We start from the raw sequence: 24,849 nt of genomic DNA on the forward strand, positions 1-24,849 counted from the left end.
GATTCAACCGCTACAAAATCTCATGAAGCGGACGGCGCACCTTTTTGCGGGTGATCTCCACCAGCCCAAGCCGCGTCATATCCACCAGGATCGTTTTGACCGGGTCACGGGAAAGCTCTTCCCCGAGCGTCCGCATCAGCGTCTCCTGATCTTCTTTCGATTCCATATCGATAAAATCCACAATAATAATACCGGAAAGATTGCGAAGGGAAAGCTGGCGCGCCACCTCATGCGCCGCCTCCAGATTAATCTTAAGAATGGTCTCCGCCGGTGTCTTCTTGCCGGTGTATTTCCCCGTATTGACATCGATAACTGTCAACGCTTCCGTAGGTTCAATCACAAGATATCCACCGGATTTCATCCAGACACGGCGATCCGATGCACTTTTAAGCACCGATTCCAGGCGGTACAGCTTCATTAATGGAAGGTTCTCATCTGTATATAGGGACAAGTTCGGAACCGCCTGTTTTATGCTTTCATTTTTATCTGCCTGGGGCTGATTTTCTTTTTGTTCTTTGTCCTCTTCCTTCTCTTCCTCCAGCCATGCCTCAATCTTCTTCGCATACTCCGGCACATCTGTGATGATCTCCGAAAGGGTTCCTTTCTTCGCATCCCTAAGACTCTGGATATAGGGCGGCGTACCCTGCTCTAAAAGGCTGTAACAGGTGCGGCAGGCTGCCGGCAAAAGTTCTTCCATCTGCTGTTTCAGCTTCTCTGTTTCTGCACAGAGTGTTTCGATGGAAGCCGACGCCCCATTCGTCCGGACAATCAGTCCAAAACGCTCATCCTTATGTGTCAGAAGTTCCTCCCGCACCTTCTCTTTCCAGGCATTATCCTTGATTTTTGTCGAAAATCCGATCTGCGGTTTTCCAACCGTCAGAACCATATAGGTACCCGGAAAATTCAGACAGCAGGTCACGGACGGATCCTTGGTTTTCAGGGCGTCGCGGGATACCTGGACGAGAAGCTCGTCTCCAGCTTTTAGTTTCCGTGGACTTACTTTCTTCTCAGAATTTCCAGAATATCCGAATGAACATAGCTGGTTCAGCTCGTCTGTATAAAGCGGAACCGGGTTTTCCGCCAGGCTGAAATATCCGGTTTTTCCACCGCCGAGGTCAATAAACGCGGCATTGATGTTTTTTACCACATTTTTCACCTTGCCGATGTAAATATTCCCCAGCAGGCTTTCATCTCCAGATTCCAGCGTCAGCGACCGGCAGTGCCCGTCCGAGAGGAGCGCCGTCAGGCTTCGATCCTTCCATTTTGTCACTATTAACTGATCCAAACTCTTCGTCTCCTCTCATTTTTTGCTGCCGTTCACACTTTGCGCTACCTGCAGCCGGATTTTGCTGGCGCTTCGCATTTCATCTCTTAATGAACATTGAAGCATTTACACAATCTCGCTTCCATACGCCTCAAGCGGCACATACTCCGGTGCGCCCTCGGCGCCCTCGTCCGCATACAGCTCCTCGCGCTCGACCTGAATGGCAAACGGGCGGTAGGTCAGCCCCAGGCTCTCATAGAATGCCTGCAATACCTGCTCCGGCTTTCCGTTTGCCGCACTGCCCGATAAGAGGCGCAGGAAGACACAGATTCCTTCTGCCTGTTTTTCCTCCTCAACCGTCTCATTTTCCAGATCCGGATACCAGTCTGCGACCATCGCCGGAACATACTCTTTCCGCTCCGCGATTCGCGCCTCACAGATCAGCGGACGCAGATCCACGGTTCTCTCGCCCTTTTTCGTCTGCTTCACAAACGGAATTGTCTCGTTTTTGCAGAATGTCAGGAATTTCCCGAAAAATTCTTCTACACTGCTGCCGTCCTCCGGTGCAAATCCCTCTTTAAACCAGAATGTGTAATCAGCAGCTGCCACCAGCGACATCGCATTCTTTGCCGTCTCCGGAAGCTCGCGGTAGCTGAGCACCTCCAGCCCCTCGGCGCTGACCTCATTTAAGCGGCGCACCATCCCGGTCGAATTTCCGCTGGAATTGACATCAATATCCACATACTCCGCATGGCTGATAAGCCCCACGCTGAGCGGAGACGCAAACGACATGATCTGGTGCGGGCTGAATCCTTCGCTATAACGGATATCCACTTCCGCCCGGCGCATCACCTTCTGGAAGTAACGCATCACGTCCAGATGACCGATAAAACGCACCGTTCCCTGTTTTTGAAATTTAATTCGTATCTTCATGACCGCTCCTTCCTCATGCCCGTTCTTCGAAACAGACTCCGCCGCCGTACTTACGGACACCACATCCCGAACAGCGCATCCGGCAGTTCGGCGTTACCGTTTCCGCCTGTGCGTTCGCCCACTCGCGTTTCAAGAAATCCTTCGTCACACCCGCGTCGATAAAATCCCACGGGAACACTTCATCAAGGCTTCGCTCACGCGTCGTATAGAAATCAATGTCCACGCCGCAGGTCTCAAACGCCTTCATCCAGATATCATTGTTGAAATACTCGGACCAGGAATCGTAGATTGCACCCTGACGGTATGCCTCCTCAATCACAGCTGCCACCTTGCGGTCGCCGCGCGCCAGAACACCTTCCAGCACGGTCACATCCGCCTCATGCCAGTTATAGCGGAGACTCTTCTTATTTAACATCTCCTTCATGCGGTGGTTGACGATGCTTGCACGCTCTAAGAACTGCTCTTTCGTGCACATCGGCGCCCACTGGAACGGGGTAAACGGCTTCGGCACAAAGAACGAGGTGCTGGCGGTTACCTGCACCTTGCCGTGGCGCTGTTCCTTCGGAACCGTGTCATAGTACACTTCCGCCACCTTCTCCGAAAGCTCGGCAATGCCCTGCATATCTTCCACCGTCTCGGTCGGAAGTCCCAGCATGAAGTAGAGCTTTACGCGGTTCCAGCCGCCCTTGAACGCCTCGGCGGAACCATTTAAAATATTTTCCTCGGTCAGACCCTTGTTGATAACGTTACGCAGACGCTGAGATCCCGCCTCCGGTGCAAAGGTCAGGCTGCTCTTCTTCACGTCCTGCACCTTGCTCATGACGTCGAGGGAAAATGCGTCAATACGCAGGGACGGCAGGGACACATTGACGCCCTTTCCGTCAAACTCGTCGATCAGAAAATTGACGATTCCCTCCAGCTTCGTGTAATCACTAGAGCTCAGCGAACTCAGCGAAATTTCCTCATGTCCGGTGCTCTTTAGCATCGTCCGCGCCAGACGTTTCAGTTCCTCCAGGCTGCGCTCGCGCACCGGGCGGTATACCATGCCCGCCTGGCAGAAACGGCATCCGCGGATACAGCCGCGCATGATCTCGAGAACCACACGGTCCTGCGTCGCGCGCAGATACGGAACCACCGGCTTCTCCGGATACCAGGTATCGCTCATATCCATGACAAGCTGCTTGGAAACGGTCTGCGGCGCGTGCGGGTTGTTCGGCGTCATCGCCTCGATCGTGCCGTCCTCTTTGTATGTCACATCATAAAATCCCGGCACATAGATACCCGGAATCTGCGCCGCCTGCTCCAGAAATTCCTTCCGGCTGCCGCCGCGCGCCTTGATCTCCTTGTAGCGGTCGATCAGGTCAAAATAAACCACCTCGCCCTCGCCCATATAGAAGAGATCAAAAAACGGCGCGATCGGCTCCGGATTGTAGGTACACGGACCGCCGCCGATAACGATCGGATCCTCCTCGGTACGCTCTTCTGCATGGAGCGGAATCTGTGATAATTCCAGCACCTGCAAAATATTGGTGTAGCACATTTCGTACTGGATTGTAATTCCAAGGAAGTCAAAATTTTTGATCGGATCCTGGCTTTCAACAGCAAACAGCGGAATCTTCTGCTCCCGCATGATCGAATCTAAGTCCATCCACGGGGAATAAACGCGCTCACAGTAAACGTCATCCCGGCGGTTGAACATATCATAAAGAATCTGGATGCCCAGATGGGACATACCGATCTCGTACACATCCGGAAAGCACATGGCAAACCGGACTGCTACCTTCGACGGATCCTTCTTCACCATATTCACCTCGCCGCCAATATAACGCGCCGGCTGGGAGATCTTGAGAAGGATTTCATCACTTAATGCTAATTTTCTCATAAAATTATTTTTACCTACATTTCTCATTTTTTGCGATGTGTTCATCGCTGTTTTTTAGTTCTTTTTTTGTTCTTCTCCGTAAGCGTAAAAACACAAATTCTTGTCAAGTATTTTTTTGCAGACAGTTTACATAACTTTTTTCACTCTTACAGCAAAAAATTGTTTCTGAAATACGCACAATTCTGATTTTTCATTTTTTTACGGACAAATCTGTTGCATAGGTGCAGATCAGACCGCATTATTATACGGTATTTCCCGCGTTTCCGCAACAGATTCTTTCCCGAAAGAAATTTTTCGAACTCCTATCATCGAACTTTTTATCAAGTTTTCCGAATATTCATCAAATCCAGGAACCTCAAATAACATCGGCTCGATGAGCTTTGCCGTTCCCATGACCAGTACGCTTTTCAGCGCACCAAAGTCCGGGGGCTTTTCAAAGACAGCAAGACTGACATTTTTATTCCTCTCAAGTCCTATGAACTTCTCGCCGCCTTCTGTAAAAATCCAAAACTGGCCATCGTGATAGCTATATTCCAAGAGAGTACATCGCGCATAGTCACCGATTCCGGCAGCTAATGCACATACTACATTGCCGTGAAGGGACCCAGAACCTCCATTTCATTAGTTCGCTTAGCGCGAACTTCTGTATTGTCTGATTCAGAACAAAAAATACCCCGTTGGTTTTGAGGTAAATTGTTATCAGCTTACCACATATATTGTTCTTTTCAAATATTCCGCAAGCATATATAACGGAACATTTGTCAGCCAGTCTTCCTGCTTATAATTTGACATACTGCTACGAATCGCCATGCCCGGCTTATATTTATCGCAAAATGCCCTCAAACTCCTGGCACGGAGATTCTGTTCTGCCTTCACCTCAATCGGAACGCAGTCTAAATCTCCCTGCAACATAAAATCTATCTCTCCAGTTGATCGTGCTGTTGCAAAATAATAAAGCGGATATCCTGCAGCGTGTAACTCCTGTGCAACATACTGTTCCGTAAGTGCCCCCTTGAATTCTTCAAAGATCCGGCTTCCCTCCAATAGAAGTCTTGCTGATAGTCCGGCCTTTGCTGTTAACAATCCCACATCGAACATGAACATTTTAAAACTGTTCATTTCCATGTACGCAATCAGTGGAATATCTGGCTTTGATACTCTATAGCTTTTCAGGATTAACCCTGCATCTTCCAACCACTGAATTGCAAGTTCAAAATCTTTTGCCCGTGCACCCTCTCGTAGTGCTCCATACATAAACTTACGATTTTCCTTAGCCAATTGGGAAGGAATCGAATTCCAGACCATCATGATGCGCGGAACAACTTCCTTTGGCGCATGTTTGCTAAAATCCTCTTCATAGTACTGCAGAAGATTGTTTTGGATCTCACGTACCTCAAATAGATCATCGGAATCAATATATGTCTGGACTACTTCTGGCATTCCGCCCACATAATAATACTTTTTTAACAAATCCGTATATTTCCCGGCATATGCATTGATCAGTTCATAATCTTGGGACCTCAACGCTTCATGCAACCCCTTTTCACCAACTGCCAAAATGAATTCATTGAAGCTCATAGGGCATAATTTTAAAAAATCAACTTTCCCAACAGGAAAGGATGTTCCCTGATGTAATGCAACACCGAGCAGGGAACCAGCTGCAATGATAGAATACTGCGGTGCATTCTCATAGAAATATTTTAAAGATGCCAGCGCCTTTGGTGCTTCCTGGATCTCATCAAAAATAATCAATGTATTTTCAGCCTGAAAACTCTTTCCGTACTCAATTTTGATTGCAGAAAGGATCCGCTTTAAGTCAAAGTCTAGGTCAAATACATCCTTCATTGCTTTATTATTATCAAAATTGATATAGACTGTATTTTCATAGAACCTGGCTCCAAATTCCTTCATAATCCAGGTTTTTCCGACCTGGCGCGCTCCTTGTATGATCAGCGGCTTTCTGTTCTTTTTATTCATCCATCGTTCCAGTTTCGTAAACAGCTCTCTTTCCATTAAGAAACCTCCTGCGCAACATATACATCCAAAAGCATCTGTATTCTATCTTAACACTTTTCAGGGCATATTTCCATTGCTAAACAGCATTTTTACGGACATTATTTTATTATAAATCACATTTTTTCGATTAATATTATTATAATTCCAACATTTTTTCGGACATATTCATTCTTCCAGAAGCGCCCATTTGACGACCTCCAGATAGACCGAAATCGTTTCTTCTTTTTCGTGTTCCAGAAAATGGGGGAAGGTTCCGCTTGGAATACAGTTGATTTTTATAGCCATATGTAAAGTCTTTTTGTATTGCAAAAATCTATATCATAGATATAAGGATTCCAATCAGTATGCTTCCCGCACCGTCCAAAGACATCAAAAATGAGGTGTCCTATACAGCCTGATTGGGTAAAAAAATACCCCGTTGGCTTCCCAACGAGGCATCGAAGATTATAATGTTTTAATTTGATTTCTGATTTCAGAATGTAGATGCATTCTTGGATTTTTATTCACTTTACAGTCCAATCATATAAAATTATCCCTGGTATCACTCCAGGAATCACTGAATCAGAAACAGGCAGAACGTACAGAAGATGAATTATTCTTCCATACCGAAAATAAAAACGGTCGTATTTTTCTCGAGACGACACCGGAAGAATATCTGATTCTCAGCGATCCGATTCATACAGATGACCATCAGAAAATCATCCAGGCTCTTTGCCGCCACATCGGTTACTGCAATGCCCACGCTCTAAATGCCGGTCATCCTTATGGTGCCATGCTTGATGTGGCAGATTTACGAAAAAATCATCTGGATACCTATGCTTATTTTTTCACAAAAGTTATAACAAAACCGAAAAATTACCCCTATCACTTAAAACCGGCCGGAACCTATGCAGTTGCTTACTTAATGGGAAATTACTATGACTCGAAAGCCACCTACGAAAAACTCTTTGATTGGATCGATGAACACAAGTTTAAAACCGGCAAATACTCTTATAAAGAGGCTGTGATCGACGAATTGGCCACAGCCTCTCCCAGTGAATATCTGACGAAAATATCGATACAAGTGTTTTAACCCTGCCGCTTCATCGCGTTTCCTCCGCACTGCCTTTACATTTCTCATAAGCAAATAGCGCCGCTCCCAGCGCACCGCAGAGCTGCGCCTCATCACAGATATAAAGTTTAGCACCAAGCTTCTCTTCCAATGCCTGGATGATACCCTGGTTCTTCGCCACACCGCCGGTCATCATATATTCGCCTGGATGATCCTTTCCAAGGCGGGCTGCTAACGCGCCGACTTTTGAGGCAACTGACACATTTAAACCGTGGATAATATCTGCCACATCCTTATTCTGTGCCACCAGCGACACGACCTCCGACTCTGCAAACACCGTACACATGCTGGAAATCACGATATTATGCTTCCATTCCAGCCCTTTCACACTCATTTCCTCCAGGGAAAGTCCCAGCGTTTTCGCCATCATTTCCAGAAAACGTCCCGTTCCGGCGGCACATTTGTCATTCATCAGGAAATTTTTCACGGCTCCCTGCCCGTCGATGCTGATCGCCTTGATATCCTGCCCGCCAATGTCGATGATAGTGCGGACATTCGGATTCAGATAATTTGCGCCCTTGGCATGGCAGGTAATCTCCGTGATGCTGTCATCCCCGCTGTCAATGTAGGATCGTCCATATCCGGTCGTATCGATCCGCACGATCTCCTCTTTCTTAATTCCCGCTTTCTCAATCGCCAGATCCAGACTCTTCTCGGCGCTCATCATCGCACCGCCGCCGGTCGGAATAATCATCGTCGATTTAATTTTTCCATCCTGATCCAATATGACCACATCCGTACTTGTCGAACCGCTGTCGATTCCCGCTACATAAAAAATGCCCGACTCCATCTTCTTTCTTGCCTCCTCACTGATACCTTTTCCCGGATCCATATCCTCTGATCCCTCGATCGTCTCCTCAAATGCCTGAATGCGCGTCAAAAGCTGCCCCGCGCTCTGGCTCGTAAAATCAGTCTCAATCTTAAGGAGCGGAACCTTGATATCCCGCTTGATACTCGCATACTCAAATCCATAATAATCACAGAACTTGATCGTGTGATAAATAATTCCCTTTAAATTCGGATCCAGATACAGACGGTTTCTGCGGATCGAACGGTTCATGCGGAAACACGGCATCTGTCCCAGCAGGACGTCCGCGTAAGAAAGAAACAGCTCCTCTTCCTCCATATTCCACATTTCATCCTGTACGACCGACAGTTTCCGCCCACCCGTACAGGTCAGATTTTCCACATCCATCTGGATATTGTCCCGGATCATATCCTCCAGAATGCCGCTGACCCGCACGCCCAGCACACCAATGTACGGCTCCGTGTTCATTTCCGGCGTAATAAAGGACTTGATAAAAGCGCGTTTATCAAACACTTTCCCGGAATATGCCTCATATGCCTTTTTAAGCCTCCGGATCGTGCCCGCAAATTTCACTTTTTCACATTCATTATCATCATGCGGCAGATCCAGCATATATAAAAACTTACATTTTCCCGTGCTCTCCACGATATCGTAAACGCGTCGCATCGAATCGCAGCAGTTTACCAGCACCAGCTGTTCAACCTTTCCTTCCAGCACTGCCTGAATGACCGATTTTCCAAAGCCGCACAGATTTGCATGTGCAATCTGATCCGACTGTTCGAAATTTTCCGGCATTTCCTCCAAAACAGAACATTCTTCTCCAAACCCCCGGAACAGCTCGATCGGGGTGTACTTACAGACGTAATAAATCATGCGTGTTTCTCCTCCTTGCCCTTTTCCAGCATTTCCACAAACGCCTGAAGCCGCGTCGATACCTGACCGTCGCTTGTATTGGCAGGGTTGCAGCCGTCACCGTCGAGAATCATCGTCGGAAGTCCTGTCTTTTCTAAGGACTGCTTAATCAGGCTGGATGCACCGATCGTTCCCTTACAGCCCCAGTGGGCAAATAAAACAGCACCATCCGCTTCCGTGATTCTGGCAAGCCGTTCCGCTTCCTCAACTCTCTGTTTCACACTGCCATTGTAAATGCAATAGACCATTTTCTCTGCCATCGCCTCATACGGGTCTTCCGCATGCATCTCCTGAAAACCATCTGCGATAAAATCACAAGCGCGAATGTGCATTTTCTTACTATAATTAAAAATATCCTTAACCGGCTCCTGTAAAAATGGCATGATGTGCATCCAGATTACCGAAAGACCATCTCCCCTCGGTGACATCCGCACATCGCGCAGAAGTTTTTCCGTATAGGTAACCGCCGTCTCTGAGCCAGCCATCAGATGGCACATAAAAAGCGCATACAATTCATTCGTCAGAGAGGTCACCGGGTCATGCGCACACCGCAAGGCAAGCTGTTTTTTATAATTCGCCGCTGCTTTCCGGCTGTTATCTACCGCACTCCGCACTGTTTCCTCCGAAATCCGTCTGTCCGTCGTCTCCTCCAGAAACCGTTTCAATTTCCGCAGCTGATCCGCCACATACAGAACCGATTCCCGGTTTTTCTCATACGGAACATCAATATAAAAGCCCGGACATTCAAATTTATCCTTTAAATACGGAAACGTCATCATATTTCCATCACACGCAAGGTTCGTATAAATCATGCAGTTCGGTTTTGGCAGAATCCCCGTCAGCGCCGCCCCCAGAAACACCCTGTGGTACGAACACATCGTCTCCGGAAATCCTTCTTCCTCCGTTTTCCGAAGAAACGTCTGCTCACACTTCGTTCCCGCCATAAAACAGGACATCGCCTCCACTGAGTACGGCGTCAGCCCTGCCGCCATCACCAGCTCTCCCGGCACAAATATGCTGACCATCGCCGCATTCTCCGGTTCCGACAGCGACTGAATGATATTTTTCATAACCACCCGCGCCACATACTGTCCCGACGACGGCAGCCCCCGATCCGGCAAAAACTGAAGCTTCTTTTCCTGCAGGCGGTATCCCGCAAGAAGCAGCCGACGCGCTTTTTCCGGATCCTTAAGCGCCTGGCTGCTCACCCTATTTCCAAATTTTCCAATTACATCCATTGTTGTTTCTTCCATTCTTTTAAGTTCATTTTTCTGTCATATCGCCCTGATGCAGATGGATATGGTTCCGCGCCGTTGCAGGCAAACGGACATTCTTTATTATAGTCAGTTGGATGGGAATTGTAAATATATCGGATATGAAACGCGAAACAGAGGTAAGAAGAGCTTTACACCTGTGACAAAATCATCTATATTCCAAAAAACTGAGCAAACAACCGCCTATCATTTCCCACAAATTCTGGTGACCGTTTTTCAATTTTTAAGACCTCAATATGAGCAAAGAAAAGCGGCTGACCTCCCGATCAACCGCTTTAAATAACTCTTTTACCTATTATCTTCCCGCTTCTTCATCCCAGCTGCCGTCTTCTTTCACATACCAGCCATCCGGTGTCCGGCGTTTTGAATACATGATGCCGGCACTGCCGTCTTGATTCGAATTCAGATAATACCATTTTCCATTGATGAACTGCCATCCTGTAAGCATACCCTGGTTTTCGTCCATATAGAACCATCCCTGGTGCAGGGTGTCATAGATCCAGCCGGTACTCAGATATCCCTCAGCGCCAAATGCCCACCATCTGCCGTTGACTTTTTCCCAATGAAATGCACCGGTATTGCCCATAGGCCAGGTGCCGTCACTGTAGCGGAGCCACCAGCCTCTGGCATCCTTTATCCAATGGCTGTAACCGTCATTCACTGCCTGATTCGATGCACCGGTGATAACCCCTTGTTCCTCGCTGCGGTAGCCTTTCTGGCTATCTTTGGTTACTGTGCCGGAACTTCCGCTGCTGCTTTTTCCACTGCTGCTTTTTCCACTGCTGCCTTTTCCTCCGCCGCCTGATGACTGCCTGAGCTTGAGGCGCTTGCTGAACCGTCACATTGACTGTTTTTACAGCATCATTGAAATTGGCCATCGAAGCTTTCACATATACCTGATAGGTTCCCGCATCTGTAAAGCCCGGGATCTCACTCTGGTAATCCACTCCATTCTTAGAATAAGTAAATACCACTGCATCCGGACTCTCATTTGAAAGACCGATTTCCACAGATGCATGGATCTGCGGCTTCTGCTCGGTACCATTGTAGGTAAGCGGATCCGCCGACACAGTCATGGATGCAAAATCACGTGCTACGATATTGCCTTTGATAGATGTGCTATTTTCTGTCAGCTCATAATTCTTTGCATTGTCACCTGCTAACGTAATATTTGCCGCCTCAATATTGTGCTCTCCAACATCCGCACTCTGATATGCCCAATTCACCTGGTCAGCACGAACATCCCGAGAATCAGGAGTACCGGAATCACTGTAAAGCTGAACGGATAAATTCTGCTCCTCCTTAATATCTGTCGTTCCATCATAGACTTTATCGAAAGAGTCTCCTGTTATCCGTGCATTTAATTTACACTTGTCGATTGTAAGTATAGCTTGTTTCGATTCATTCGTATAATTTCTCTGACCCAACAGATAAACGGTGTATGTTCCAGCATCTTTTCGCTCTGTAACTATACTATTATCAGTTCCTGTCCAATATGTCCAATATTGGATTATATAATCCGCCCTATCCACTGCATCCTCGGAAGCTCCCTGCCAGTTCTCAACCACCTTGATCTCCGGGCTCCAGGATTGACCATTATAAATGACGGTCTCTGGTTCAAGTGTTACTTTTGTATCTGTAAACTTCCGTTTTGTAATATTTGTTTGGTTGCCAGAGCAAAATATCTTCGACTTGTAATTATCTACTGTCACTCTTACAAATACAAACTGACCAGACTCTGCTACATTCACAATCTTCGGACACTCCGACTTCCACTGATCTTCTTGTAAATCATCCTTACGATTTGTACTCTTCAGCTGATATTCATATCTTGCACCACTAGGAATACTACTTGCGCTAATGGCAGCTGCCGGATATCCTTGGGCTCCCCTATATTCACCGCTGGCAGCCGTTACGGTCAAGTTCCAGGAATCAGGAAACTTTGCTTTATTAACAGTCAATGTTATATAAACTGGATTTTCTCCGGCTTTATAGAATCCACTTGCCTGTGTATTTACCTTGATTTTAAATACACCAGCCTTGGTCACCCTCAACTGGCCCCTTTCCTTGTCAATCGTTCCTACTCCCTTATCACTTCCTGTATCTTCAACAAGTTCATATTGCAGGTTTCCGGCGTTAACCGGTTTCTGAATAGCCGCAAGGTTTTGAACATTGATCGACATATTATCGCAATAATCTGCACTTATTTCCGCTTTATAAACTGTAATATTATCCGGAATCTGCTTTACACCATCGGGTAGACTTCCGGTTCCGCTGATTGTACCGTTATTGATAAATGTTCCGTATTTTCCTTTTTCAAATGCACCGTTTAAAACAAATTCACCTGCATTGGTAAGTGTGCCACTATCAATTATCGTACTTCCAGAGGTTACCTTTCCGCCTTTTGCAACAGTGAAAGAACTATTTCCATTAATGTATAATCGATCGGTATTCAGTTCCTTGGCTTGGATCGTTGCAGTTCCACCCCTCTGCAAAAATCCTGGTCCACCATTTGTTGAAATTGTTCCACCTGAAAGTTCAAAACTACCCACATTCTCAATTCCGGGTTTTCCACTTCCGGTTACCGTTAAACTTCCACCAGTCATCTGGAAATTTCTACGGACATACACACCATTCTTGTGTGTTCCCGCAGCAGTAACAGAGCCTCCGCTAATATTTAAAGTTCCATTGCTTTGCACAACAATAGCTCCTGAAACTGGATCGCTATTTTGTTCCGCATAGGCAGCTGCTTCTATCGTTCCACTCTCTATCGTCAAGCTGCCTGCGACCACTATTGCGCTGGATGCATCATCACTTGTTCTTTTCGTTGGAGATTCTTAACTGTCAACGAAGCCGATGCTGTTTCTGCCTTAATTGTCGCGCTCACATAGTCATTAATCCTGAGGCCACATCCTGAAAAACCTTTCCCTTTTCCCTTTAATACATTGCTTCCATTTAATACTATCTCCCATGTTCCCCGGCTTAACTCAAGGTTCTGTATGGTAGTAGCATTCGTCATTCTTAATTGAAAGCTATTTTCTCCTGAATTAGTAACCTTTATACCGCGATCGTTCAATAAATTCATTACGTCGTTGTTAAGACTAGAAAACCCACTCTCATCATAGGCAAGGCCTTTAGGAGGTTCCCCTTCTTCAAAATTTACATTTAACACAACATTTTGATAATCATACACAGGCATCGCCGCCTGGTCTCCCGTCACAGACACTTCCACCACCAGCGCCTCTGCATCTTCCGCCAGTTCATATGCCTCCGGCAGCTCTGCTGCAAACTCATAGGTGCCTTCCAGGGGCCAGCAGCCTTCTTCATCCTGCACATACTCGTTACAGCTCCAGCCAGTGATCGGAAGTTTTTCCTCTTTACCAGCTTCGCTTTCTTCTCCGACCTGGGCAATAATAGCCTCTGGTAAGTACTCCGTGACTTCTTCGAAGGATGGCTGGGCTTCCTCGGTAACTCCGCTAAGCTCTAATTTGCCATCCAGCAGATTCTCCTCCGGATCATACCAGGACCAGGAGAAGATCTGGACTTCACAGCCGGTATCACTGTTCCGCCTGGAACTGTCGTATCTTCATATCCGATGGTGTACTGACGGAAGGTGCATTCTCCGCTTTGTTAGCAGAATCCTTCTGATCGTTGGTTTCTTCATCATCCGGCCCGGTTTCAGAATCGTCCTCGTTCGTACCGGAAGACGCGGCTGTATTCCGTATGCATCCGCTTTCTACAGTGCAGACGTGGGTACATTCCGTCGGCTCTTCTCCTATCTGGGACGAGGTTGCTTCCTCATCCGGCTCGCCGTAGCACTCCTCGGTATGCACATGGACACATTTTTTCTTCTCTGTCTTCTGCGGCATATCCGCCCATGCTGTATTTCCAAATAATGTCGATACTGCCAATGTCATTGTCAGACACACCGCTGCCGCCCTTCGTATACCTTTCATTCTCCCATCTCCTCTCTGTTTACCTTTCATCTCTTTTGACGCCCATGAAGATTAATTCTTATGATGTTATTATTAAACAATTTTCAAAAAATGTCAACAAACCGTACACAATATATATTTAATACCGTCATTTATATGATTTCCCGATTTTCATTGTGAATTTCGTTACCTGCTATCTCCATCCCGCCCCAGATACTCCCACACAAACCGCGATACTTCTGCCTTTTTATGGTACCTCTCCCGCACCGCATATACATGCAGCCGGGTCTTGGCACGCGTCATTGCCACATAGAACAGACGTCGTTCTTCCTCCATATCCTCGTCCAGCATCGCGCGGCTGTGCGGCGTGATGCCCTCATTGGCATCGAGAATATAGACAATGGGAAATTCCAGCCCCTTGGCACTGTGCATCGTCGCGAGCGTGATCGCGTCCGTCTCCGTCCGCCGCTGCGCCGCCTGCCGGAGCAGTTCCTCCTTGTACGCGTCGATGTGTGCAAACCACTCGTCAAAGGTCTTGAAACCCGCCGCACTTTCTTTTAACTCATCGGCAGTCTCTAAAAGTTCCTCCGGCCGCATCCGCCGGAATGCCGCATACTCGATCAGATATTCGTCGTATCCCATGCCCTGGCGGATATAATTGACGGCTGCCAGAGGTGACATCCGGGCGATGGCCCGCAGATCCCCTTCCAGACTCTCGATCCGCTCGGCAATCCAGTCTTTCTCCGCATAGAATGCCTTCATCTTCTCGAACGAAACCGTCTCATCCGGCATCGCATCCCGGCTGATATACCGCTTCGGACGGTTGATGACCTGCAAAATATCTTCCCGCGCCCGGCTTCCCATGGCGATCCGGATATAGGTCAGGATATTTCGCGAAATCCAGTGTTCATAGAGGTTCGGCACCGTATCCCTTGTCCGGAAAGGAAGGTTGTATTCCATCAGCTTTTCCATCAGAAAACGAGGACCAGCATTGGTCCGGTATAAAACTGCGATATCCCCCGGCCGCACTCCCGACTGCAGATACAGCTGTATCTCCCTGGCAATGGCCAGATTTTCTTCCCCCCGGATCCTGCCAGAGCTTCGTGATCACGTTCTTCCCATGACGTCCCGTTGTATGGATGGCCTTTGAAAAACGTTTCTGGTTTTCTCCGATCAGCCGCAATGCCGGTGCCACGATCTCCTCGGTACTGCGGTAATTCACATCCAGAAGAATCCGTCCGGCACCCGGATAATCCCGCTCAAACCCCAGCATAATCTCCGGTTTGGCCCCACGAAACCGGTAAATCGACTGATCATCATCGCCCACGATAAAAAGATTATCTTCCGGCTTGGCTAACATCCGCACGATCTCATATTGAAGCCGGTTGATGTCCTGAAACTCATCAATCAGGATGTACCGATACCTCCTCTGCCAGGCAGACAGGATATCTTTTCTTTCCGTAAAAAGTTCCAGACACAGCACCATCATGTCATCGAAATCGATGAGTCCGGTCCGGCGCATTTTCTCTTCATAGCCTGCATAGAGCTGACGGAAAACTGCATCCGGACAGTTTTTGGAATAGTAATGTTCCAGTGCAATCCTCTCTCCCTTGACAGAGCTTATCTCACTTAAAATGGAGGCTGCAAACTCATTTTCATCCTCCGGCTCCAGACCTCCGGCCTGAGCCAGCTCCCGGACAAACTGCATCTGCTGATCTTCCCGGACAATATTGTCAGCGGTATATCGGTATGCCAGCTTTAAGATCCTAAAAAAGATCGAATGAAAAGTACCGAAGGTGACTCTGGATCCGCCGCCGGTCAATGCTTCATACCGCTCCCGCATCTCCTCGGCTGCTGCCCGGGTAAAGGTAATCACAAGAATATCCCCCGGGTCGATTCCGTACTCCTTCGTCAGATACTGGACCCGATGGGTGATCACCGTTGTTTTCCCTGATCCCGGTCCCGCCAGAACCATCATGGGACCATCTTTATGCATGATTGCCTGTGTCTGTGCTTTACTGAATGCCATTTCCTGTTTCCTTACTCCACAATTCAAGAATATCTCGGCATATTTGCTTCGAAATTCGCATTTTGATGTGCAAGACATACTTCTGCCGCGCATCTGAAGCAAATCTGTCAAGTACAAATGTAAGAAAAGTGCGCCTTGGAATGTATTTCTCACAAAGCGCACCTTTTCACTGCTTTTCATGCATCTACGATACATGAAAAAGCAGTTGTTTATTTACTACCTACTGATTTAATCTGCGAAGCCAAACTTGCTTCAAGTCGAATATCTACGATTACGACAGCCTACTGCTGTGCCTCCAGAAGTTCAATCCCCTTCTTGATACGGCGGATCGACTCTTCCTTGCCAAGCACTTCCATGATCTCAGTCGCGCCTGCCGGCGTCATCTGCTTGCCGGATACAGCGGTACGGATCGGCCACATTACAAAGCCGGTCTTAACGCCCTCTTTGGATACATACTCGGACAGCGCCGCGTACAGGGCGTCGTTGGAGTAATCTTCCTGTGCTTCCAGAATCGGCAGAACATCTTTTAATACCTTTAAGGATGTCTCCAGATTGGTCTTCATCTTCTTGTGAACATACATCTGCGGATCATACTCCGGCAGTGTCTCAAAGAAATCGATGTGTCCCTCGATATCCGGGAAAATCTCGATTCTCGTCTTAACCATCGCCGCGATCTTCTTCAGATCCAGATCCTTGGTGATTACTTTCTTGATGTACGGCTCTGCCATCTCATAGAACTTATCAAAATCCATCGCCTTGATGTACTCGCCGTTCATCCATTTCAGTTTTACCATATCGAAAACAGCCGGAGATTTGCTGATATTCTTGTAGTTGAACTCTTTTACCAGCTCGTCTAAGGAGAAAATCTCCTGATTATTTTCCGGTGACCAGCCAAGCAGGGCAACAAAGTTGACAACTGCCTCGGAAACGAAGCCCTGATCGATCAGATCCTGATAGGAAGAATGACCGCTTCGCTTGCTCAGCTTCTTGTGCTCCTCGTTCGTGATGGTCGGGCAGTGCACATAAACCGGAACCTCCCATCCGAATGCGTCGTACAGACGGTTGTACTTCGGAGAAGAAGACAGGTACTCGTTACCGCGGACTACATGGGTGATCTGCTGTAAATGATCGTCCACCACATTTGCGAAGTTGTAGGTCGGGAATCCATCCGATTTGATTAAAACCATATCGTCCAGCTCGGAGTTATCTACGGAAATATCCCCATAAATCTCATCGTGGAAGGTAGTCTTTCCCTCGGTCGGGTTGTTCTGACGGATGACAAACGGCTTTCCTGCCTTTAAGTTTGCCTCTACCTCTTCCTTGGAAAGGTGCAGGCAGTGCTTATCATAGGTCATGATCTCTTCGCCGTTTACTTCTCTCTTTAAGCTGTTTAAGCGTTCCTGATCGCAGAAACAGTAATAAGCTTCGCCTTTATCGATCAGCTTCTTCGCATATTCCATGTAGATGCCCTGTTTCTGACGGTCGCTCTGTACATACGGGCCAACCGGACCGCCGATGTCCGGACCTTCGTCATGTTTCAGTCCGGTATCGCGCATCGTATTGTAAATGATCTCGGTCGCGCCTTCAACGAAACGCTCCTGATCGGTATCCTCGATTCGCAGGATAAAATCGCCGCCCTCATGTTTTGCAATCAGGTATGCGTATAATGCAGTTCTTAAGTTTCCTACATGCATTTTGCCTGTCGGGCTCGGTGCGTATCTGGTTCTGATCTTTGTCATACTTTTCACACGGCTGTCTGGAATCTTATGTTCCAAACAGTTTTTCCTTTCCTAGAAATAATTAAAATATTGGAATTATTTATAAAAATAAAGTAACTGTTCCGTAAGTCTGCGCATTTACTGCGCTGACCCTACGAAAACATGGGTTAGCTGGCAAAAATCCCATTGCCGCAGGCAATTTTTAATGAATTTTTGCGCGTGACTGTGAAGGTACTGAACAGTTACAAAATAATATTATATAGCTAACTGGTAATTTACATCAAGCCTTCATATTCAGCAAATGGCACGCCAGCTGGAAATAAATCATCAGGCTGCATGCATCCACGATCGTCGTGATCATCGGAGACGCCATGATCGCCGGGTCGAGATGGATCGTCTTCGCCGCAATCGGAAGCACACATCCGATCGTCTTCGCGATGATAACCGTGCAGAACAGGCTGATAACTACCGTCAGGCAGATGAGTACCTGCCCCGGATACTGGATCATCAGGCGCACGAAATTGACAAGCGCCAGAGAAAGTCCACAGAGCATTCCCACGCGGATCTCTTTCCACATAACTTTCAGAATATCCGCCGGTTCTACCTCGCCGACCGCCATACCACGGATGATCATCGTGCTCGCCTGGCTGCCGGAGTTTCCGCCCGTATCCATCAGCATCGGAATAAACGTAACCAAAAGCGGAATTACCGAAAAGGCATTCTCATATTTTAACAAAATACCGCCGGTCACCATACTGCTCAACATCAGGATCATCAGCCACGGAATACGATTTCTCGCAAGCTGGAACACGCCCGTCTTCAGGTACGGCTTCTCACTCGGCAGCATCGCCGCCATCTTCTCGAAGTCCTCCGTCGCCTCCTGCTCCATGACATCCATGACATCATCGACCGTGATGATGCCGACCAGACGGTCTTCGCCGTCCACAACCGGTAAACTCAAGAGGTTGTACTCATTGAACGTCTCCACGACCTTTTCCTGGTCTTCCGTCGTATACGCCTTGATCACATGCGGATCCATGATATCGCCCATGAGCGCCGCATAATCATTCATCAGAAGATCCTTGACCGTCACAACGCCCTCTAAGCGGCGTTTTTCATCCATGACGTAGCAGGTGTAAATCGTCTCCTTGTCCACACCATATTTCCGGATATAATCAAATGCCTGCTCCACCGTCATATTTTTCTTGAGTCCCACGTACTCCGCCGTCATGACGCTTCCGGCGCTGTTTTCCGGGTAATTGAGGAACTGGTTGATCAGTTTTCTCGTATCCGGGCTGGAGTTCTGAAGTACGCGCCGCACGATCGTCGCCGGCAGCTCCTCCAGCATATCGACCGCATCATCGACATACAGGTCGTCAATGATGGCACGCAGCTCATTATCCGTAATACTGGTAATGATGTGCTGCTGCTGTTCGACTTCCAGACAGGCAAATACCTCCGATGCCAGCTCTTTCGGCAGCATACGGAATACAACGACCGTCTTTTCTGAATCCAATTCTTCGATAAATGAGGCAATATCCACCTCATTCATCTCGACCAGCTGGCTTTTCAGCTCCCGGTACTTCTTCCCGGACAGCAGAGCCAGCAGCTCTTCTTTCTTCTCTTCTTCTAACATTCCCGTCTCCTTCCAAAATATTGTCATTTTGGAAATCGGACAGGCTGCTCCCTTCCTGCTCCTGCACACAGGCAGAATGCCGAAAACTTATCCACAGATGCGGCAGTGTACACAAGGAATCCGCTGTTTGCAGCTGTCATTCCTGCAAATGCATGTGTACGCTGCCTTCGGTTCTGGGTAGCTGCCGTCTGATTCCGCCTTATGACTCCGGCTTTCCATTGTGTTCACTCCTCTCCTGATTTTCTCGCATGAAAACATCCGGCAGATTGATGCTCGATACCGGATGTCTCTTTTTATTATAATAATTGAATGAAAAAATAGCAATCTTTTTATCGAAGTTATCCAAAAAAACGTTATTAAAAAGTAATTGTTCACGGGTAGACACTTTGGGAACCGAAAATGCCGCTCAGATACCACCACGGCGGCAGCAGCTTTCGCACACCCGCGGCTCCCGGCAAAAAGACTGAAGCGTCAAAAAAGATCGGGCAGAGCAGGAGGCTCGCAAGGATAAACACCGGAATCAGCGCCGCCAGAAATCCCGGCTTCCGGCAGACTGCCAGGCATCCAAAGGCATACATGGTCACGAAGAAGAGATAAAAAAGCAGCTTTCCCGCCTCTAAAAGCGGCTCTGCCCCATTTCCCGACGCCAGAAGCGCCGCATAGGCCGAAATGGTTGCTAAAAAGACAAACGCCGCGATCTCCGCCGTCTGCAGCAGCCACCGCTCCCGGCTCCGGACCGCCGCATAAAGCCCGCGCTCTGCATCCTCGCCCGCCATGACAGCTGCCGCCAGCCCCATGATAAAAAGGAATACCGCAGTCAGCCCGCGCACCGGAAAGACCACCTTCATCGCCCCTGTCTGCAGTGCCGTTTCTCCCCGTAAGGTCTGATAATCAAAGGTAAAGGTGCTTCCGTTGCTGCGGTATTTTTCATAGAGTTCCATCAGCACGCCGCACGCCTTTTCCCGCGCCTCCGTCGTCTGGCAGCGCGCCATCACCGTCTGGAATGCCGCTCCATTTTTCCCATAGTCCGCCAGCAGTTCCCGCCCGTACACCTCGAACAGTTCAGAAAATATCTTTTCTGATATAATTTTCTCTGCCACCGTGGACGGCGACACCAGCACGCGGACCGCACGGGTATAATGCCCCTCGTCCAGCCGTTCTTTTAATCTCTCCGGAAACAGGTAGGCGCACTCCGCCCGTCCGGTCATAACCGCCTTCTTTGCCTCTTCCTCCGTCCCGCATGGATAAAAGAAAAATGAACGGCTCTCTTCCGATTCCAATCTTTCTGCAAGCGCCTGATTCCACGAATCCGTTCCCGGGCAGAGCGCCACCGCGATCCGCCCGGAATCCCGTTTTTCCACCTGATGGAGCACGCCCATTCCCAATGGAAAAATCAGAAGAAACAGGAGGAACACCGGGCGGTAAAGAGCCCGCCGCAGCGTCATTCCAAACATACAGAACCACCACGCCAGCTTCCGCATCCGTCAATCCCTCCTTTTTCCGGCGGCAAGCGCCAGTGCAAAGCATGCCAATGCCGCCGCAGCCAGTTTCCACAGCACCGGAACCGCCCCTGTCTCCCCGCCCGAAGCAATAAAGCGGATTCCATCCATCCAGAGCGCCGTCACCGTCATATTTCCGACTTTCTGAACCAGTTCCGGCAGAAAGACGGACGGGATGATGCCGCCCGCCAGAAAGAGAAATACCACATTGACCGCAAACAACGTCAAAATCGCCGCTGCCGAACTTCTGCACACCTCATAAAACAGCAGAATCCACGCCGAAACTGCCGTGCAGGTCAGCCCCCACGCCGCCAGTTCTTCCCGCCCCGCCAGCGCATATCCCTTCTGCACCGCCCAGCCATAGCCGCCCGCCGTGACTGCCATCAGAAGAAGCGTCATGCACAAGCATTTGCAGAAAAGCGGATACCACCGCCGGATCCCGATGCGCCGAAGCCCCTGTTCCAGCGCCTCCGTCTGGGGAGCCAGAAACGGCGCTGCCGGGATTCCGGTAAGAATCATCAGAAATACAATCCCCGAAATTCCATAAAAGACCGCCGTCGATACATTCCCTGCAGCGCTGACCGTTTTCTTCCGGAAAAGTGCCTCGCGGTTCATCGCATATTTTAAAAAGATACGGTTCAAATCCTGTTCAGACACCGAAATCTGTTCCGGCACTCCCTGGATATTTAAACATTCATTTGCCGCGTAGATCGCCGCCTGCGAAGTGCCAAGCATCGAACTGCCCGACTCTGCCAGTTCCCGGAAAACAGCGCCTTCCAGCCCGCTCTCATCCGGAAACCAGATCGTGGCTGGCTGGTTCGTACCGTCCAAAATGCCGCGCGCCATGCCGGACGGCACCTCGAAAACCGCTTGAAGCTCCCCGCTTTTCATCTTTTGAAACGCTTCATCGTGTTCCAGATACGAAAAGTCGCAGAGACTTTCCACGCTGTCCAGCGAGGCAATCATTTTGGTTATCTTTTCCGAAAGCGCATCGTCCTCCGGAAGCACCACGCCCACCTCGATTTTCTTTAAAGATGTTTCCCCATATAAAACCTTAGACGCCGAAAATGCCGCCATGCCGACGAGCAGCACCATCACCGCCAGCCCTGCCAGAAAATACGGCAGCTGGCGGAGCAGGCGCTTTCCGGTCAGCAGCAGATATATCATATATGTTCGCATTTTCCGCCGCCTATGACATGACTTTCAGGAGAATTGCGAACAGGTTGCCTGTTATCTCCGTTGTGACCTGGTTATAATCCTCCTCGGAGGAAGCCAGCACATCAAATGGAACGCCGTCCGGCTGCACGATCTCATCCTCCAGCGGGTTGACATAATAGGAACCGGCAAATTCAACATAAGAACTGCTTCCATTTAACAATGTAGTTTCCAGACGCAGGGAATCCATATCGATATGGACGCTCTCGCCCTTCGAAAGGTCGCTGACCGCGCCATTCGCCGTGAGCGATGCCTGAGACGCACCGTTACTCTGCAGATCCAGCTTTACCTCATAGCTTCCGTCCGCGATCTGATAGTCGCCATCCAGGATAAACTGGTATTTCTCTTCGTCGCCTTGCAGGGTCGCAATTACCTGACCACTCCAGCTCTTTCCAGCCTCGTAAGCGCTTGTTTTATTCAGGGAAACCGTGATAATCTGACCGTCCGAATCCTCAATATTTAACGCCCCATTCACATTCGACAGCATGTTGTAACCGCCGCCAAAGGAAACATCGCCGTAAAAACGGACATTTTCTTCCTCAACCGTTGCATCCGTCTCATAGGAAAATCCAGCCATTTTGCCGTCTTTTCTCACATAGACATCCATCGTCACATCCCCGATGGTATTTTCCATTTCCTCTACCAGATTGTCCAGCACCGCTTCCGCCTGCGCCCAGAGTTCCTTCTGCTGTTCCTCCGGATCCACGCTCTCTCCGTCCCCGTCCGCTGCATAGATGCTGCTTGCATCGCCTGCCAGTTCCAGATAGCGCACCACATCCTGTTTGAGTGTCTCATCATTCAGGAAAAATTCTCTCGTCGTCTTTGCAAAGCGAATCAGCGCATCCTTCGGCAGAGTCACATGGTAACCGCGGCAGTTCTCGCTCTGTCCGTCGATCGTAAACTCTTTTTTGTCATTCTTAGTGACGGTCATAGCCGTTTTGAGGTCATCAATCGCCTTGCTTCCCTCTTTGTAGCGGTTCCAGAGTGCTTTCAGATCCATCATCGGCTCCTCGTCCGAAAGCGCTTCCTTGTACTGTCCCAGATAATTTGCCAGCCCCTCAATATCAATCCCCTGCTCTTCGAGCTTCTGCGCCGCATACGGAGAATTAATGAGCTGTCCTTCCAGATCATTGACATAGTCAAGGGTAAACATACGGCTGGAAAGTGCCGGAATCGCCGCCATGATCTGCGTATCATCCATGTAAAGCTGTGCGTCCGCCAATTCTCCGCCGCCATACTGCAAGGAAAGATTTAGCAGCTGCCGTCCGCTGTCCACATCGCGCTTCACATCCAGACCGATGCCCGCACCGCTCATCTGGTTCAGGGATTCATCGGAAATACCTGTCATGCTTAACTCCATACCCGTCTGCGCAGATCCCTTCTGTAAAAGGTCTTCCAGCTCTTTCGTCCCAAAGATCTCCTCAGACGGATTTAACTGCCCTTCCGCCGTGATACTCTTGAACGCATCGATCACTGTGCCTCGGATCTGCCTGATGGCTGAGCATCACACCGCCGCCGATCACGGCCACCGCTGCGGCTGCTCCGGCTGGAATGAGCCATTTCTTCCTGCCGGAACCATTTCCGCCCGTTCTGCCACCGTCACTGCCGCCTGCAGCATTTCCACCGATTCCGCCGCCAGCACCAGCGGATCCGCCTGCACTGGTTCCATCCGCTGTGTCAGATGCGGCCGTAAGCGCCTGCGCCGCTGCCTCTGCCGGGTTTAGCGGGGTTGAATTGTTTGACATGTTTGCATTGTTTGTATTGTTTGCATTATTTCCCTCTTCCATCTTGTACCTCCTCCTGTTTTCTCACTCTTAAAACGTTACTGTTCACGCATACGTGCCCAGTAACCTTAAAACCTCTGTATCAGCTCCCGCGCCGAAAGCCCTGCCTCCGTCGGAACCAGCACACCGTCCTTTAATACATAAAGGGTTGTACACGCCCCTATCTCTCCCATCTCATGGGACGTTAAAAGAACTGTTCCCCCTGCTTTCACATAGCTCCTGATATAAGTCAGGATCTGCTCCTTTGCCTCCAGGTCAAGCGCTGCCCCCGGTTCATCGAGAATCAGGATATCCGCGCGTCCGGAGAGTGCCGCCGCGATGCTCAGCCTCTTTTTCTCTCCGCCTGAAAGCCGTCCCGCCTGCGTTTTCAAAAATCGGTCCACACCCAGCACATGACCGACGCCGCATTCCAGATCCCGCTCCATCTCCCGCCGTTTCCCCCGGAACCAGAGACGGTAATTATCAAATGCCGTCAGCTCCGGGATCAACGGATTTTCCTGAGGCACATAGGCGATTTTTTCTTCTAATAGACGATGTCTTCCAAGTGCCTCCTGCCCGTCAATCCGAATACTCCCCTGATCCGGCTTGCGGATCCCCGCGAGGATCGAGAGCAGCGTCGTCTTGCCGCATCCATTTCCGCCGACAATCCCGATGCATTCCCCTGGATTTGCCCGAAAAGAGACATTTTTTAGGATCGTCCTTCCGCGGTACCGTTTTTCTACCCCTGTTACCTCTAACATATTTTTCCTCTTTGTAAAGTAAAAAGGAACACCGCAAAGCAGAAGCGAACCGCTTCTCTGCCTTGCAGCATTCCTTACTTTATCTGGTCTGCG

General features: G+C 49.0%; 20 protein-coding genes and 1 pseudogene. 1 reads left to right on the forward strand and 20 read right to left on the reverse strand.

Features of this window, described 5'->3' with window-relative positions:
- Positions 1-10: 10 nt before the first annotated feature.
- From DWX91_RS04280 to DWX91_RS16545, 6 genes are all read right to left on the reverse strand, one after another.
- Positions 11-1,285, reverse strand: a complete 1,275-nt coding sequence (locus DWX91_RS04280; RefSeq protein WP_118538359.1) for a ribonuclease E/G — start codon at positions 1,283-1,285, stop codon at positions 11-13.
- Positions 1,286-1,390: 105 nt separating this feature from the next.
- The gene (locus DWX91_RS04285; protein ID WP_118471964.1) at positions 1,391-2,197 is read right to left on the reverse strand and encodes a TIGR03936 family radical SAM-associated protein; all 807 of its coding nucleotides are present in this window, start codon (positions 2,195-2,197) and stop codon (positions 1,391-1,393) included.
- 13 nt (positions 2,198-2,210) lie between these two features.
- The gene (locus tag DWX91_RS04290; RefSeq protein ID WP_118538427.1) at positions 2,211-4,079 is read right to left on the reverse strand and encodes a TIGR03960 family B12-binding radical SAM protein; all 1,869 of its coding nucleotides are present in this window, start codon (positions 4,077-4,079) and stop codon (positions 2,211-2,213) included.
- 228 nt (positions 4,080-4,307) lie between these two features.
- Positions 4,308-4,643, reverse strand: a complete 336-nt coding sequence (locus DWX91_RS04295) for a pyridoxamine 5'-phosphate oxidase family protein (protein WP_118471962.1) — start codon at positions 4,641-4,643, stop codon at positions 4,308-4,310.
- 135 nt (positions 4,644-4,778) lie between these two features.
- Entirely contained in the window at positions 4,779-6,092 is a 1,314-nt protein-coding gene (locus DWX91_RS04300; protein ID WP_107001083.1) for an ATP-binding protein, read from the reverse strand.
- A gap of 595 nt (positions 6,093-6,687) precedes the next feature.
- Entirely contained in the window at positions 6,688-6,837 is a 150-nt protein-coding gene (locus DWX91_RS16545) for a hypothetical protein (protein WP_182431260.1), read from the reverse strand.
- Between DWX91_RS16545 and DWX91_RS04305 the strand changes: the two genes are divergently transcribed.
- Positions 6,817-7,167, forward strand: a complete 351-nt coding sequence (locus tag DWX91_RS04305; protein ID WP_270497486.1) for a GyrI-like domain-containing protein — start codon at positions 6,817-6,819, stop codon at positions 7,165-7,167. The two genes, DWX91_RS16545 and DWX91_RS04305, sit on opposite strands and share 21 nt — an antisense overlap.
- Positions 7,168-7,177: 10 nt before the next feature.
- Here the strand turns inward: DWX91_RS04305 and DWX91_RS04310 are convergent, their stop codons facing one another.
- The 14 genes and pseudogenes from DWX91_RS04310 to DWX91_RS04375 all read right to left on the reverse strand — a co-directional run bounded on the left by DWX91_RS04310 (position 7,178) and on the right by DWX91_RS04375 (position 24,756).
- Positions 7,178-8,887, reverse strand: coding sequence for an acyl-CoA dehydratase activase (locus DWX91_RS04310; protein WP_118471956.1), 1,710 nt, complete (start codon positions 8,885-8,887; stop codon positions 7,178-7,180).
- Positions 8,884-10,164, reverse strand: a complete 1,281-nt coding sequence (locus DWX91_RS04315; protein ID WP_118471954.1) for a 2-hydroxyacyl-CoA dehydratase family protein — start codon at positions 10,162-10,164, stop codon at positions 8,884-8,886. Before DWX91_RS04315 ends, DWX91_RS04310 begins: the two co-directional genes overlap by 4 nt.
- A 331-nt stretch (positions 10,165-10,495) precedes the next feature.
- Positions 10,496-10,861, reverse strand: coding sequence for a hypothetical protein (locus DWX91_RS04320; protein ID WP_147354384.1), 366 nt, complete (start codon positions 10,859-10,861; stop codon positions 10,496-10,498).
- A 58-nt stretch (positions 10,862-10,919) separates the two neighbouring features.
- Positions 10,920-12,977, reverse strand: coding sequence for a YDG domain-containing protein (locus DWX91_RS04325; protein WP_118538363.1), 2,058 nt, complete (start codon positions 12,975-12,977; stop codon positions 10,920-10,922).
- 14 nt (positions 12,978-12,991) lie between these two features.
- Positions 12,992-13,534, reverse strand: coding sequence for a hypothetical protein (locus DWX91_RS04330; RefSeq protein WP_118538365.1), 543 nt, complete (start codon positions 13,532-13,534; stop codon positions 12,992-12,994).
- A gap of 223 nt (positions 13,535-13,757) precedes the next feature.
- Positions 13,758-14,156: a hypothetical protein gene (locus tag DWX91_RS04335; protein ID WP_118538367.1), complete on the reverse strand. Its 399-nt coding sequence runs from the start codon at positions 14,154-14,156 to the stop codon at positions 13,758-13,760.
- Between the two features lie 165 nt (positions 14,157-14,321).
- Positions 14,322-16,164: pseudogene (locus tag DWX91_RS04340) on the reverse strand (ATP-dependent helicase).
- Positions 16,165-16,445: 281 nt separating this feature from the next.
- Positions 16,446-17,903: a glutamate--tRNA ligase gene (gltX, locus tag DWX91_RS04345; protein WP_118472008.1), complete on the reverse strand. Its 1,458-nt coding sequence runs from the start codon at positions 17,901-17,903 to the stop codon at positions 16,446-16,448.
- Positions 17,904-18,162: 259 nt separating this feature from the next.
- Entirely contained in the window at positions 18,163-19,518 is a 1,356-nt protein-coding gene (mgtE, locus tag DWX91_RS04350; RefSeq protein WP_118467208.1) for a magnesium transporter, read from the reverse strand.
- A gap of 371 nt (positions 19,519-19,889) precedes the next feature.
- Entirely contained in the window at positions 19,890-20,999 is a 1,110-nt protein-coding gene (locus DWX91_RS04355; protein ID WP_118538369.1) for a hypothetical protein, read from the reverse strand.
- Positions 21,000-21,002: 3 nt separating this feature from the next.
- Positions 21,003-22,196, reverse strand: coding sequence for an ABC transporter permease (locus DWX91_RS04360; RefSeq protein WP_118538371.1), 1,194 nt, complete (start codon positions 22,194-22,196; stop codon positions 21,003-21,005).
- 10 nt (positions 22,197-22,206) lie between these two features.
- A complete protein-coding gene (locus DWX91_RS04365; RefSeq protein ID WP_118538373.1) occupies positions 22,207-23,706 on the reverse strand; it encodes a zinc ribbon domain-containing protein in 1,500 nt (499 codons plus the stop codon).
- Complete coding sequence (locus DWX91_RS04370; RefSeq protein ID WP_118538375.1) at positions 23,654-24,019, reverse strand: hypothetical protein; 366 nt, start codon at positions 24,017-24,019, stop codon at positions 23,654-23,656. The genes DWX91_RS04365 and DWX91_RS04370 overlap by 53 nt, the downstream gene beginning before the upstream one ends.
- Positions 24,020-24,084: 65 nt before the next feature.
- Positions 24,085-24,756: an ABC transporter ATP-binding protein gene (locus DWX91_RS04375; RefSeq protein WP_118538377.1), complete on the reverse strand. Its 672-nt coding sequence runs from the start codon at positions 24,754-24,756 to the stop codon at positions 24,085-24,087.
- Positions 24,757-24,849: the final 93 nt, after the last annotated feature.

This window comes from Clostridium sp. AF22-10 (genome assembly GCF_003478725.1).
Classification (GTDB): Bacteria; Bacillota; Clostridia; order Lachnospirales; family Lachnospiraceae; genus Otoolea; species Otoolea fessa.